At 50.4% G+C, this 10,539-nt stretch carries 23 protein-coding genes; 1 reads left to right on the top strand and 22 read right to left on the bottom strand.

Annotated features, from left to right (window positions below):
• Positions 1–5: 5 nt before the first annotated feature.
• The 21 genes from rplO to rpsJ form a co-directional block, all read right to left on the bottom strand.
• Positions 6–440 carry a 50S ribosomal protein L15 gene (gene rplO, locus AC3WOK_RS21555; protein WP_003863304.1) on the bottom strand — a complete coding sequence of 145 codons (435 nt, stop codon included), beginning with the start codon at positions 438–440 and terminating at the stop codon, positions 6–8.
• Between the two features lie 3 nt (positions 441–443).
• Positions 444–623, bottom strand: coding sequence for a 50S ribosomal protein L30 (gene rpmD, locus AC3WOK_RS21550; protein WP_003863301.1), 180 nt, complete (start codon positions 621–623; stop codon positions 444–446).
• Between the two features lie 6 nt (positions 624–629).
• Positions 630–1,130 carry a 30S ribosomal protein S5 gene (gene rpsE, locus AC3WOK_RS21545; protein ID WP_003863299.1) on the bottom strand — a complete coding sequence of 167 codons (501 nt, stop codon included), beginning with the start codon at positions 1,128–1,130 and terminating at the stop codon, positions 630–632.
• A 14-nt stretch (positions 1,131–1,144) separates the two neighbouring features.
• Positions 1,145–1,498 carry a 50S ribosomal protein L18 gene (rplR, locus tag AC3WOK_RS21540; protein ID WP_003863297.1) on the bottom strand — a complete coding sequence of 118 codons (354 nt, stop codon included), beginning with the start codon at positions 1,496–1,498 and terminating at the stop codon, positions 1,145–1,147.
• A gap of 9 nt (positions 1,499–1,507) precedes the next feature.
• Entirely contained in the window at positions 1,508–2,041 is a 534-nt protein-coding gene (rplF, locus tag AC3WOK_RS21535) for a 50S ribosomal protein L6 (RefSeq protein WP_003863296.1), read from the bottom strand.
• Positions 2,042–2,053: 12 nt separating this feature from the next.
• A complete protein-coding gene (rpsH, locus tag AC3WOK_RS21530) occupies positions 2,054–2,446 on the bottom strand; it encodes a 30S ribosomal protein S8 (RefSeq protein WP_006178918.1) in 393 nt (130 codons plus the stop codon).
• Positions 2,447–2,476: 30 nt separating this feature from the next.
• Positions 2,477–2,782 (bottom strand): 30S ribosomal protein S14, encoded by a 306-nt coding sequence (rpsN, locus tag AC3WOK_RS21525; RefSeq protein ID WP_003863291.1) that lies wholly within the window; start codon positions 2,780–2,782, stop codon positions 2,477–2,479.
• 14 nt (positions 2,783–2,796) lie between these two features.
• On the bottom strand, positions 2,797–3,336 hold the full coding sequence (gene rplE, locus AC3WOK_RS21520) for a 50S ribosomal protein L5 (RefSeq protein ID WP_001096206.1): 540 nt from the start codon (positions 3,334–3,336) through the stop codon (positions 2,797–2,799).
• 14 nt (positions 3,337–3,350) lie between these two features.
• Positions 3,351–3,665 carry a 50S ribosomal protein L24 gene (gene rplX, locus AC3WOK_RS21515; RefSeq protein ID WP_003863287.1) on the bottom strand — a complete coding sequence of 105 codons (315 nt, stop codon included), beginning with the start codon at positions 3,663–3,665 and terminating at the stop codon, positions 3,351–3,353.
• Positions 3,666–3,675: 10 nt separating this feature from the next.
• A complete protein-coding gene (rplN, locus tag AC3WOK_RS21510) occupies positions 3,676–4,047 on the bottom strand; it encodes a 50S ribosomal protein L14 (RefSeq protein ID WP_002919748.1) in 372 nt (123 codons plus the stop codon).
• A gap of 166 nt (positions 4,048–4,213) precedes the next feature.
• Complete coding sequence (rpsQ, locus tag AC3WOK_RS21505; RefSeq protein WP_008503489.1) at positions 4,214–4,468, bottom strand: 30S ribosomal protein S17; 255 nt, start codon at positions 4,466–4,468, stop codon at positions 4,214–4,216.
• Positions 4,468–4,659, bottom strand: a complete 192-nt coding sequence (gene rpmC, locus AC3WOK_RS21500) for a 50S ribosomal protein L29 (RefSeq protein WP_003863282.1) — start codon at positions 4,657–4,659, stop codon at positions 4,468–4,470. The genes rpsQ and rpmC overlap by 1 nt, the downstream gene beginning before the upstream one ends.
• Positions 4,659–5,069 carry a 50S ribosomal protein L16 gene (gene rplP, locus AC3WOK_RS21495; protein ID WP_002919759.1) on the bottom strand — a complete coding sequence of 137 codons (411 nt, stop codon included), beginning with the start codon at positions 5,067–5,069 and terminating at the stop codon, positions 4,659–4,661. Before rplP ends, rpmC begins: the two co-directional genes overlap by 1 nt.
• 12 nt (positions 5,070–5,081) lie before the next feature.
• Entirely contained in the window at positions 5,082–5,783 is a 702-nt protein-coding gene (rpsC, locus tag AC3WOK_RS21490) for a 30S ribosomal protein S3 (protein ID WP_000529945.1), read from the bottom strand.
• A gap of 17 nt (positions 5,784–5,800) precedes the next feature.
• Positions 5,801–6,133 (bottom strand): 50S ribosomal protein L22, encoded by a 333-nt coding sequence (gene rplV / locus AC3WOK_RS21485; RefSeq protein WP_002919773.1) that lies wholly within the window; start codon positions 6,131–6,133, stop codon positions 5,801–5,803.
• A gap of 14 nt (positions 6,134–6,147) precedes the next feature.
• Complete coding sequence (gene rpsS, locus AC3WOK_RS21480; RefSeq protein WP_001138117.1) at positions 6,148–6,426, bottom strand: 30S ribosomal protein S19; 279 nt, start codon at positions 6,424–6,426, stop codon at positions 6,148–6,150.
• A 16-nt stretch (positions 6,427–6,442) separates the two neighbouring features.
• Complete coding sequence (rplB, locus tag AC3WOK_RS21475; protein WP_000301859.1) at positions 6,443–7,264, bottom strand: 50S ribosomal protein L2; 822 nt, start codon at positions 7,262–7,264, stop codon at positions 6,443–6,445.
• 17 nt (positions 7,265–7,281) lie between these two features.
• Positions 7,282–7,584 (bottom strand): 50S ribosomal protein L23, encoded by a 303-nt coding sequence (rplW, locus tag AC3WOK_RS21470; RefSeq protein ID WP_000617546.1) that lies wholly within the window; start codon positions 7,582–7,584, stop codon positions 7,282–7,284.
• Positions 7,581–8,186 (bottom strand): 50S ribosomal protein L4, encoded by a 606-nt coding sequence (gene rplD / locus AC3WOK_RS21465; RefSeq protein ID WP_003031119.1) that lies wholly within the window; start codon positions 8,184–8,186, stop codon positions 7,581–7,583. Before rplD ends, rplW begins: the two co-directional genes overlap by 4 nt.
• Before the next feature lie 10 nt (positions 8,187–8,196).
• Positions 8,197–8,826: a 50S ribosomal protein L3 gene (gene rplC, locus AC3WOK_RS21460; RefSeq protein WP_492355094.1), complete on the bottom strand. Its 630-nt coding sequence runs from the start codon at positions 8,824–8,826 to the stop codon at positions 8,197–8,199.
• 32 nt (positions 8,827–8,858) lie between these two features.
• On the bottom strand, positions 8,859–9,170 hold the full coding sequence (gene rpsJ / locus AC3WOK_RS21455; RefSeq protein ID WP_001181005.1) for a 30S ribosomal protein S10: 312 nt from the start codon (positions 9,168–9,170) through the stop codon (positions 8,859–8,861).
• A gap of 380 nt (positions 9,171–9,550) precedes the next feature.
• Here rpsJ and AC3WOK_RS21450 point away from each other — a divergent pair, with 380 nt between their 5' ends.
• Positions 9,551–10,024 (top strand): prepilin peptidase, encoded by a 474-nt coding sequence (locus AC3WOK_RS21450; protein ID WP_492355093.1) that lies wholly within the window; start codon positions 9,551–9,553, stop codon positions 10,022–10,024.
• On the opposite strand, the gene bfr is transcribed toward AC3WOK_RS21450, so the two are convergent.
• Entirely contained in the window at positions 10,008–10,484 is a 477-nt protein-coding gene (gene bfr, locus AC3WOK_RS21445; RefSeq protein WP_029740634.1) for a bacterioferritin, read from the bottom strand. The two genes, AC3WOK_RS21450 and bfr, sit on opposite strands and share 17 nt — an antisense overlap.
• Positions 10,485–10,539: the final 55 nt, after the last annotated feature.

Here is a 10,539-nt window from a genome sequence, read left to right as displayed (position 1 = left end):
GCTACTTATTCCTCAATTTTACCGCCAGCAGCTTCGATAGCAGCACGAGCACCTTTAGTAACACGCAGGCCACGAACAGTTACCGGAGTAGAAACTTCACCAGCCAGGATCACTTTCGCGAACTCGATCTGGATACCGATAATGTTTGCTGCTTTCAGCGTGTTCAGGTCTACAACGCCGCCTTCAACTTTCGCCAGGTCAGACAGACGGATTTCCGCTGTGATCGCTGCTTTGCGAGAGGTGAAGCCGAACTTCGGCAGACGACGGTACAGTGGCATCTGGCCACCCTCGAAACCGCGACGTACGCCACCGCCAGAACGAGAGTTCTGACCTTTGTGACCACGACCACCGGTTTTGCCGAGGCCAGAACCGATACCACGACCCAGGCGTTTACCCGCCTTTTTAGAGCCTTCGGCCGGAGACAGAGTATTTAAACGCATCTCTTACTCCTCAACTTTAACCATGAAGTAAACCGCGTTGACCATACCACGAACAGCAGGAGTATCCTCGCGCTCAACGGTATGACCAATACGACGCAGACCCAGGCCAAGCAGCGTTGCCTTGTGTTTCGGCAGACGACCGATTGCACTGCGGGTTTGAGTGATTTTAATAGTCTTTGCCATGGTCAATTACCCCAGAATTTCTTCAACGGATTTACCACGCTTGGCAGCGACCATTTCTGGAGAATTCATATTTTCCAGGCCATCAATAGTTGCACGAACCACGTTAATCGGGTTGGTGGAACCATATGCTTTGGCCAGAACGTTATGAACCCCAGCAACTTCCAGAACGGCGCGCATTGCACCACCGGCGATGATACCGGTACCTTCTGAAGCTGGCTGCATGAATACACGAGAACCCGTGTGAACACCTTTAACTGGGTGCTGCAGGGTGCCGTTGTTCAGCGCGACGTTAATCATATTGCGACGGGCTTTTTCCATCGCTTTCTGGATCGCTGCTGGAACTTCACGCGCTTTACCGTAACCAAAACCAACGCGACCGTTACCATCACCAACTACAGTCAGAGCTGTGAAGGAGAAAATACGACCACCTTTAACGGTTTTAGATACGCGGTTTACCGCGATCAGCTTTTCCTGCAGTTCGCCAGCCTGTTTTTCGATGTGAGCCATCTTACACCTCTACCTTAGAACTGAAGGCCAGCTTCACGGGCAGCATCTGCCAGTGCCTGGACACGACCATGATATTGGAACCCGGAACGGTCAAAGGAAACATTGCTGATGCCTTTTTCCAGAGCGCGTTCAGCAACAGCTTTACCTACAGCTGCAGCGGCGTCTTTGTTACCGGTGTACTTCAATTGTTCTGAGATAGCTTTTTCTACAGTAGAAGCAGCTACCAGAACTTCAGAACCGTTCGGTGCAATTACCTGTGCGTAAATATGACGCGGGGTACGATGTACCACCAGGCGAGTTGCACCCAGCTCTTTGAGCTTGCGGCGTGCGCGGGTCGCACGACGGATACGAGCAGATTTCTTATCCATAGTGTTACCTTACTTCTTCTTAGCCTCTTTGGTACGCACGACTTCGTCGGCGTAACGAACACCCTTGCCTTTATAAGGCTCAGGACGACGGTAGGCGCGCAGATCTGCTGCAACCTGACCGATCAGCTGTTTATCAGCGCCTTTCAGCACGATTTCAGTTTGAGTCGGACATTCTGCAGTGATACCGGCCGGCAGCGGATGCTCAACAGGGTGTGAGAAGCCCAGAGACAGGCCTACTGCATTCCCTTTGATAGCTGCACGATAACCTACACCAACCAGCTGAAGCTTTTTAGTGAAGCCTTCGGTAACACCAACAACCATTGAGTTCAGCAGGGCACGCGCGGTACCAGCCTGAGCCCATCCATCCACGAAACCATCACGTGGACCGAAGGTCAGAGCGTTATCTGCATGTTTAACTTCAACAGCTTTGTTGAGGGTACGAGTCAGCTCGCCGTTTTTACCTTTGATCGTAATAACCTGACCGTCGATTTTTACATCAACGCCGGCAGGAATAACGACCGGTGCTTTAGCAACACGAGACATTCTTTCCTCCGATTAGGCTACGTAGCAGATAATTTCGCCACCAAGACCAGCCTGGCGCGCTGCACGATCAGTCATAACACCTTTAGAGGTAGAAACAACTGCGATACCAAGACCAGCCATAACTTTTGGCAGCTCATCTTTTTTCTTATAGATGCGCAGGCCTGGGCGGCTGACACGCTGAATGCTTTCTACAACAGCTTTACCCTGGAAATACTTGAGAGTAAGTTCCAGTTCCGGCTTGGTGTCGCCTTCAACTTTAAAATCTTCGATAAAACCTTCTTCCTTCAGCACGTTGGCAATTGCCACTTTCAGCTTGGCGGAAGGCATGGTGACCGCAACTTTGTTCGCGGCCTGACCGTTACGGATACGGGTCAGCATATCCGCGATCGGATCTTGCATGCTCATCTGTCTTTACTCCCGTGATTCAATTGGTAATTACCAGCTAGCCTTTTTCAAGCCTGGCACTTCACCGCGCATAGCGGCTTCACGCAGTTTGATACGGCTCAACCCAAACTTGCCCACATAACCATGTGGACGACCTGTTTGACGACAGCGGTTACGCTGACGAGACGGGCTGGAATCACGCGGCAGAGACTGCAGCTTGAGAACCGCATTCCAACGATCTTCGTCGGAAGCGTTCACATCAGAAATGATCGCTTTCAGTTCAGCGCGTTTAGCGAAGAATTTATCAGCTAAAGCTACGCGCTTTACTTCGCGTGCTTTCATTGATTGCTTAGCCATTCAGTAACCCTACCTTACTTGCGGAACGGGAAGTCAAAGGCAGCCAGCAGAGCACGGCCTTCTTCGTCAGATTTCGCAGTAGTGGTAATGGTAATATCCAAACCACGCACGCGGTCGACTTTATCGTAGTCGATTTCTGGGAAGATGATCTGCTCACGGACACCCATGCTGTAGTTACCACGACCGTCGAAAGACTTAGCGGACAAGCCACGGAAGTCACGGATACGTGGAACAGCAATAGTGATCAGACGCTCAAAGAACTCCCACATGCGTTCGCCACGCAGAGTTACTTTACAGCCGATCGGATAGCCCTGACGGATTTTGAAGCCTGCAACTGATTTGCGTGCTTTGGTGATCAGCGGTTTTTGACCGGAGATTGCTGTCAGGTCAGCTGCTGCGTTATCCAGCAGTTTCTTGTCAGCGATCGCTTCACCAACACCCATGTTCAGGGTGATCTTCTCGACCCGAGGGACTTGCATGACAGAATTGTAGTTAAACTCAGTCATGAGTTTGTTAACTACTTCGTCTTTGTAGTAATCATGCAGTTTCGCCATCGTACTACTCCAAATTACTTGATAGTTTCGCTGTTAGACTTGAAGAAACGGACTTTTTTGCCGTCTTCGAATCTAAAGCCTACACGGTCAGCCTTGCCGGTAGCCGCATTGAAGATTGCAACGTTAGAAACCTGAATAGCAGCTTCTTTTTCAACGATGCCGCCTGGTTGGTTCAGGGCCGGAACCGGCTTCTGATGTTTCTTAACCAGGTTGATACCTTCAACGACGAGTTTGCCGGAAGACAGAACATTTTTTACTTTACCGCGTTTACCTTTATCTTTACCGGTTAACACGATAACTTCGTCATCACGACGGATTTTCGCTGCCATGATTCGCTCCTTAGAGTACTTCTGGTGCCAGAGAGATAATTTTCATGAACTTCTCAGTACGAAGTTCACGAGTTACCGGCCCAAAGATACGCGTGCCGATAGGCTGCTCGCTGTTATTGTTTAAAATAACGCATGCATTACCATCGAAGCGAATGACAGAACCGTCAGGGCGACGAACACCCTTCTTGGTGCGCACCACTACCGCCTTCAGCACATCACCTTTTTTGACCTTACCACGTGGAATTGCTTCCTTGATGGTGATCTTGATGATGTCGCCTACGCCTGCGTAGCGACGGTGCGAGCCACCCAGAACCTTGATACACATTACGCGACGTGCACCGGAGTTGTCGGCGACGTTCAGCATAGTCTGTTCTTGGATCATTTTAGTGCTCCGCTAATGTCAACTACTACCTGAGACTCTAAAATCAGAGCCGTTAAAAAGCCCCATATCGAGGGCGCGGCATTATAACACCGCTTCTGCAATATGGGTAGAAAAAATAAACGGCTCATCGCTGAGCCGTTTATTCGTATTGAGAATGCGTACTGTATTACAGAACCGCTTTCTCTACAACGCGAACCAGCGTCCAGGACTTAGTCTTGGACAGTGGACGGCATTCACGGATTTCAACCTTGTCGCCGATACCACATTCGTTGTTCTCGTCATGTACGTGCAGTTTGGTCGTACGTTTGATGAATTTACCGTAGATCGGGTGTTTCACAATACGTTCGATAGCTACAACAATGGATTTCTCCATTTTGTCGCTAACAACACGACCTTGCAGAGTACGGATTTTATCGGTCATTACGCACCCGCCTTCTGAGTCAGTAAAGTCTTAACGCGTGCAACATTGCGACGCACTTGCTTCAGCAGGTGAGTCTGTTGCAGCTGGCCACTTGCAGCCTGCATACGCAGGTTGAACTGCTCACGCAGCAGGTTCAGCAGCTCAGCGTTCAGCTCTTCAACGCTTTTTTCACGCAGCTCTTTTGCTTTCATTACATCACCGTCTTAGTTACAAAGGTGGTTTTGATAGGCAGTTTCGCTGCTGCCAGGCCGAAGGCTTCACGGGCCAGCTCTTCCGGAACACCGTCCATTTCATAAAGGACTTTGCCCGGTTGGATCAAGGCAACCCAGTACTCCACGTTACCTTTACCTTTACCCATACGAACTTCCAGTGGCTTCTCGGTGATCGGTTTGTCCGGGAATACACGGATCCAGATCTTACCTTGACGCTTAACTGCACGGGTCATTGCACGACGTGCTGCTTCGATCTGACGTGCAGTCAGACGACCACGGCCAACAGCTTTCAGACCGAAAGTGCCGAAGCTAACATCCGTACCCTGCGCCAGACCACGGTTGCGGCCTTTGTGCACTTTACGGAATTTTGTACGCTTTGGTTGTAACATCAGCGACGCTCCTTATTTACGGCCTTTACGCTGCTGCTTTTTAGGTTGAGCAGCCGGTTTTTCCGGTTGTTCAACAGCAGCCATACCACCCAGGATCTCACCTTTGAAGATCCATACCTTAACGCCGATTACACCGTAAGTGGTGTGCGCTTCAGAGGTGTTGTAGTCAATGTCAGCACGCAGAGTGTGCAGCGGTACGCGACCTTCGCGGTACCATTCGGTACGTGCGATTTCCGCGCCGCCCAGACGGCCGCTAACTTCAACTTTGATACCTTTAGCGCCCAGACGCATTGCGTTCTGTACAGCACGCTTCATAGCACGACGGAACATAACGCGACGTTCCAGCTGAGAAGTGATGCTGTCAGCAACCAATTTAGCGTCCAGTTCAGGCTTACGAACTTCAGCGATATTGATCTGTGCAGGAACGCCAGCGATATCCGCTACGACCTTGCGCAGTTTTTCTACGTCTTCGCCTTTCTTACCGATAACGATGCCAGGGCGAGCAGTGTGAATAGTCACACGGATGCTCTTAGCTGGACGCTCGATAACGATACGAGATACAGACGCTTTAGCCAGTTCCTTAGTCAGGTACTGACGTACTTTAAAATCGCTGTCCAGGTTGTCAGCGAATTCTTTGGTGTTCGCAAACCAGGTAGAGTTCCATGGTTTTACAATACCCAGGCGAATACCATTAGGATGTACTTTCTGACCCATTGCTAGTCTCCAGAGTCTCAGCGATCGGACACAACCACAGTAATGTGGCTGGTGCGCTTCAGGATGCGATCTGCACGACCTTTCGCACGCGGCATAATGCGCTTCATGCTTGGGCCTTCATCTACGAAAATTTTCGCGACTTTCAGATCGTCGATGTCAGCGCCATCGTTGTGTTCAGCGTTAGCAATGGCAGATTCCAGTACTTTCTTGACCAATACCGCAGCTTTCTTGTTGGTATAGGTCAGGATGTCCAGGGCCTGCGACACTTTCTTACCGCGAATCAGGTCAGCAACAAGGCGAACCTTCTGAGCAGAAGAACGAGCATGGCGATGTTGAGCTAAAGTTTCCATCTCTTCCTCCTACCTTATTTCTTCTTCGCTTTTTTATCAGCAGCATGGCCGCGATAAGTACGAGTCGGTGCGAATTCACCCAGTTTGTGACCAACCATTTCGTCGGTAACAAAGACTGGAACGTGCTGACGACCATTATGGACAGCGATGGTCAAACCGATCATGTTAGGAAAGATCGTTGAACGACGGGACCAAGTGCGCAGGGGCTTCTTGTCTCCGCTTTCCACCGCTTTCTCTACCTTCTTCAGCAAGTGCAGGTCAATAAAAGGACCTTTCTTGAGAGAACGTGGCATGGCTTATCCTCTAAAATTATTTGCTACGGCGACGTACGATAAATTTATCAGTACGCTTGTTGCTGCGGGTCTTCTTACCTTTGGTCTGAACGCCCCACGGAGTTACCGGGTGCTTACCAAAGTTACGACCTTCACCACCACCATGTGGGTGATCGACTGGGTTCATCGCAGTACCGCGAACGGTAGGACGAACACCACGCCAGCGTGCAGCACCTGCTTTACCCAGAACGCGCAGCATATGCTCAGCATTGCCAACTTCGCCCAGAGTAGCGCGGCAGTCTGCTTCGACTTTACGCATTTCACCAGAACGCAGACGCAGGGTGACATAAGCACCGTCACGAGCAACGATCTGAACGTAAGTACCAGCGGAACGCGCCAGCTGACCGCCTTTACCTGGTTTCATTTCTACGTTATGAACGGTAGAACCAACCGGGATATTGCGCATCGGCAGGGTGTTGCCTGCTTTGATTGCAGCATCAACGCCAGACTGAATCTGGTCGCCAGCTTTCAGGCCTTTAGGGGCCAGGATGTAACGGCGTTCGCCGTCTTTGTACAGAACCAGCGCGATATTCGCGGAACGGTTCGGATCGTACTCAAGACGTTCAACAACTGCTGGGATACCGTCTTTGTTGCGTTTGAAGTCAACAATACGATAAGCCTGCTTGTGGCCACCACCGATGTGACGAGTGGTGATACGGCCATTGTTGTTACGACCACCGGATTTGCTGTTTTTTTCCAGCAACGGAGCAAAAGGTTTGCCCTTGTGCAGCTCAGGGTTAACCACTTTAACTACGTGGCGACGACCCGGAGATGTCGGTTTACATTTAACAACTGCCATTGTATTACTCCTCCGACTTACTCAGCGCCGCCAACGAAGTCCAGATTCTGGCCTTCTTTCAGGGTGACGTAAGCTTTTTTCCAGTCGCTACGACGACCGATACGCTGTCCGTGACGTTTAACTTTCCCTTTAACTACCAGGGTGTTAACGACTTCGACTTCGACTTCAAACAGTTTCTGCACAGCAGCTTTGATCTCTGCTTTGGTCGCGTCTTTAGCAACTTTGAGAACGATGGTGTTTGTTTTTTCCATCGCAGTAGACGCTTTTTCAGAAACGTGCGGTGCGCGAAGCACCTTCAGCAGACGTTCTTCACGAATCATGCCAGCATCTCCTCAACTTGCTTAACAGCATCAGCAGTCATTACGACTTTGTCGAAGGCGATCAGGCTAACCGGGTCGATACCAGTCGCGTCGCGTACGTCAACCTTGTGCAGGTTACGTGCGGCCAGGAACAGGTTCTCGTCCAGCTCACCGGTGATGATCAGCACATCTTCCAGAGCCATGTCTTTCAGTTTCTGTGCCAGCAGCTTAGTTTTAGGCGCTTCTACAGAGAATGATTCGACAACGATCAGACGATCCTGACGTACCAGTTCGGACAGAATGCTTTTCAGCGCGCCGCGGTACATCTTTTTGTTAACTTTTTGACTGTGGTCCTGTGGACGCGCAGCGAAGGTCACGCCACCTGAACGCCAGATCGGGCTCTTGATAGAACCTGAACGCGCACGGCCGGTACCTTTCTGGCGCCATGGCTTTTTGCCAGAACCAGTTACTTCAGCACGAGTCTTCTGAGCACGAGTACCCTGACGAGCACCAGCTGCATAAGCAACAACAACCTGGTGAACCAGCGCTTCGTTGAAATCACGACCGAAGGTAGTTTCGGAAACAGTCAGCGCGCTCTGCGCGTCTTTCAATACTAATTCCATTGCTATCCCCTTACGCCTTCACAGCTGGTTTAACGATCAGGTCGCTACCGGTTGCACCCGGAACTGCACCTTTAACCAGCAGCAGGTTGCGCTCAGCGTCAACACGTACTACGTCCAGGCTCTGAACGGTCACACGTTCGTTACCCAGCTGACCTGCCATTTTCTTGCCTTTGAACACTTTGCCCGGAGTCTGGTTCTGACCGATAGAACCCGGAACACGGTGAGACAAGGAGTTACCGTGAGTAGCGTCCTGGGTACGGAAGTTCCAGCGCTTAACGGTACCAGCAAAACCTTTACCTTTAGAGGTACCGGTTACGTCAACTTTTTTAACGTCAGCAAACAGCTCAACGCTAATGTCCTGACCTACAGTGAACTCTTCGCCTTCAGCAAGACGGAATTCCCACAGACCACGGCCAGCTTCTACGCCAGCTTTAGCGAAGTGACCCGCTTCTGGTTTGGTTACACGGCTAGCTTTTTTAGCACCAGTGGTCACCTGAACAGCGCGGTAGCCATCGTTAGCCAGATCTTTAACCTGAGTAACGCGGTTTGCTTCAACTTCGATTACGGTTACTGGGATTGAAACGCCATCTTCAGTGAAGATGCGGGTCATGCCCACTTTTTTACCGACTAAACCAATCATTGTATCAACCTCTCAATCGCTCGATGACCTGATTAACCCAGGCTGATCTGCACGTCTACACCGGCAGCCAGATCCAGACGCATCAGAGCATCAACGGTTTTCTCAGTTGGCTCAACGATGTCAACCAGACGCTTGTGAGTGCGGATTTCGTACTGATCGCGCGCGTCTTTGTTGACGTGCGGGGAGATCAGAACGGTGAAGCGCTCTTTGCGGGTCGGCAGCGGGATCGGACCACGGACTTGCGCACCAGTGCGCTTAGCAGTCTCGACGATTTCCGCGGTTGATTGATCGATCAGACGATGATCAAACGCTTTAAGGCGGATACGGATTCTTTGGTTCTGCATGAGACCAGAGCTCCAATTATTTTATAAACGAAAATGATTACTCCTCAAACCCATTACGATTGATGGGAGAGTGTAACCGTTCTTACGTAGCTCCCCAATTGGGAGCATTGTTGAGTAACAAAATGAGCTACTCTGGTTCTGATTGAACCCGCCGTCAATTACGACAAGCCCGCGCATTATACGTAAATCTGGGCAAGACGCAAGTGCCGTTTAGAAATTAAGCGCCTGAGGCGCAGTATGCGTAAGGGCGCGCAACTTTTTACGCAATGTATCCCTTCTCAATGCTTTGTCTGGAGTCCCTACGCAATTGTCGTTTTTGTAGATTGCCGGCCAGGCCGATTATAACGAGTATGCGCTCAAACCCTTTTGAGGCCTTTTCCATGTTAACCACTCTCCCCTTTTTGCTGGTCTATTTTTCGCTGACGGCCTTTCTTGTCCGTGCAGATATTCGCTACGGACTGCTTCCCGATAAATTTCTCTGCCCGCTGCTATGGACGGGCCTGCTCTTTCAGCTCTGTGTCCACCCTGATTTTTTGCCGAGTGCGGTAGTGGGTGCGATGGCTGGATATATCGGCTTTGCCGTTATTTACTGGGGGTATTGGTTTATCTGCCGGCGTGAAGGGATGGGATATGGCGATGTAAAATACCTGGCGGCGCTTGGTGCATGGCATGGCTGGTGCATGCTGCCCACGCTGGCGTTACTCGCTGCGCTTATGGCGCTACTTAGCATTCTTGTGCTTTCGTTTCTCACCCCTGATAAGGGGGTATTAAAAAACCCACTGCCTTTTGGGCCATTTCTGGCAGCAGCGGGTTTAGGCGTAGGCTGGAAGACGGTGGTTACTCTTCCACTTTAATCTGCGACTGAAGGTAGTTTTGCAGGCCGATTTTAGAAATCAGATCCAGCTCCGTTTCCAGCCAGTCAATGTGGCCTTCTTCATCGGCCAGGATCTGGATCATCATATCGCGGCTGACGTAGTCATGTACGCTGTCGGCATAGGCAATGGCTTCACGCAGATCTTTGGCGCCTTCAAGCTCCAGCCTAAGGTCGGAACGAAGCATCTCTTCGACATCTTCTCCAATGCCCAGCTTTCCGAGATCCTGCAGGTTAGGAATGCCTTCAAGGAATAAAATACGCTCGATATATTTATCAGCGTGTTTCATTTCATCAATCGACTCATGGTACTCAACGTCGTTTAAACGCTTAAGTCCCCAATTTTTGAACATTCTTGCGTGAAGAAAGTACTGGTTGATTGCGACAAGCTCATTTCCCAATAATTTATTGAGATAACTTATGATTTTAACATCACCTTTCATTATATAGTCCCTCCGCTTCCACTCATTGAAGCGTAGATCGGGCTACAGGGATGTC

This window comes from Enterobacter sp. FW301-JW81 (assembly GCF_058788735.1).
The sequence above is the reverse complement of the archived record's forward strand: the minus strand, read 5'-3'. Positions and strand labels throughout refer to the sequence as shown.

What these genes read in the sequence shown, in the direction of transcription:
- rplO (WP_003863304.1), bottom strand. Translation starts at nt 440, where the DNA reads ATGCGTTTAAATACTCTGTCTCCGGCCGAAGGCTCTAAAAAGGCGGGT.
- rpmD (WP_003863301.1), bottom strand. Translation starts at nt 623, where the DNA reads ATGGCAAAGACTATTAAAATCACTCAAACCCGCAGTGCAATCGGTCGT.
- rpsE (WP_003863299.1), bottom strand. Translation starts at nt 1,130, where the DNA reads ATGGCTCACATCGAAAAACAGGCTGGCGAACTGCAGGAAAAGCTGATC.
- rplR (WP_003863297.1), bottom strand. Translation starts at nt 1,498, where the DNA reads ATGGATAAGAAATCTGCTCGTATCCGTCGTGCGACCCGCGCACGCCGC.
- rplF (WP_003863296.1), bottom strand. Translation starts at nt 2,041, where the DNA reads ATGTCTCGTGTTGCTAAAGCACCGGTCGTTATTCCTGCCGGCGTTGAT.
- rpsH (WP_006178918.1), bottom strand. Translation starts at nt 2,446, where the DNA reads ATGAGCATGCAAGATCCGATCGCGGATATGCTGACCCGTATCCGTAAC.
- rpsN (WP_003863291.1), bottom strand. Translation starts at nt 2,782, where the DNA reads ATGGCTAAGCAATCAATGAAAGCACGCGAAGTAAAGCGCGTAGCTTTA.
- rplE (WP_001096206.1), bottom strand. Translation starts at nt 3,336, where the DNA reads ATGGCGAAACTGCATGATTACTACAAAGACGAAGTAGTTAACAAACTC.
- rplX (WP_003863287.1), bottom strand. Translation starts at nt 3,665, where the DNA reads ATGGCAGCGAAAATCCGTCGTGATGACGAAGTTATCGTGTTAACCGGT.
- rplN (WP_002919748.1), bottom strand. Translation starts at nt 4,047, where the DNA reads ATGATCCAAGAACAGACTATGCTGAACGTCGCCGACAACTCCGGTGCA.
- rpsQ (WP_008503489.1), bottom strand. Translation starts at nt 4,468, where the DNA reads ATGACCGATAAAATCCGTACTCTGCAAGGTCGTGTTGTTAGCGACAAA.
- rpmC (WP_003863282.1), bottom strand. Translation starts at nt 4,659, where the DNA reads ATGAAAGCAAAAGAGCTGCGTGAAAAAAGCGTTGAAGAGCTGAACGCT.
- rplP (WP_002919759.1), bottom strand. Translation starts at nt 5,069, where the DNA reads ATGTTACAACCAAAGCGTACAAAATTCCGTAAAGTGCACAAAGGCCGC.
- rpsC (WP_000529945.1), bottom strand. Translation starts at nt 5,783, where the DNA reads ATGGGTCAGAAAGTACATCCTAATGGTATTCGCCTGGGTATTGTAAAA.
- rplV (WP_002919773.1), bottom strand. Translation starts at nt 6,133, where the DNA reads ATGGAAACTTTAGCTCAACATCGCCATGCTCGTTCTTCTGCTCAGAAG.
- rpsS (WP_001138117.1), bottom strand. Translation starts at nt 6,426, where the DNA reads ATGCCACGTTCTCTCAAGAAAGGTCCTTTTATTGACCTGCACTTGCTG.
- rplB (WP_000301859.1), bottom strand. Translation starts at nt 7,264, where the DNA reads ATGGCAGTTGTTAAATGTAAACCGACATCTCCGGGTCGTCGCCACGTA.
- rplW (WP_000617546.1), bottom strand. Translation starts at nt 7,584, where the DNA reads ATGATTCGTGAAGAACGTCTGCTGAAGGTGCTTCGCGCACCGCACGTT.
- rplD (WP_003031119.1), bottom strand. Translation starts at nt 8,186, where the DNA reads ATGGAATTAGTATTGAAAGACGCGCAGAGCGCGCTGACTGTTTCCGAA.
- rplC (WP_492355094.1), bottom strand. Translation starts at nt 8,826, where the DNA reads ATGATTGGTTTAGTCGGTAAAAAAGTGGGCATGACCCGCATCTTCACT.
- rpsJ (WP_001181005.1), bottom strand. Translation starts at nt 9,170, where the DNA reads ATGCAGAACCAAAGAATCCGTATCCGCCTTAAAGCGTTTGATCATCGT.
- AC3WOK_RS21450 (WP_492355093.1), top strand. Translation starts at nt 9,551, where the DNA reads ATGTTAACCACTCTCCCCTTTTTGCTGGTCTATTTTTCGCTGACGGCC.
- bfr (WP_029740634.1), bottom strand. Translation starts at nt 10,484, where the DNA reads ATGAAAGGTGATGTTAAAATCATAAGTTATCTCAATAAATTATTGGGA.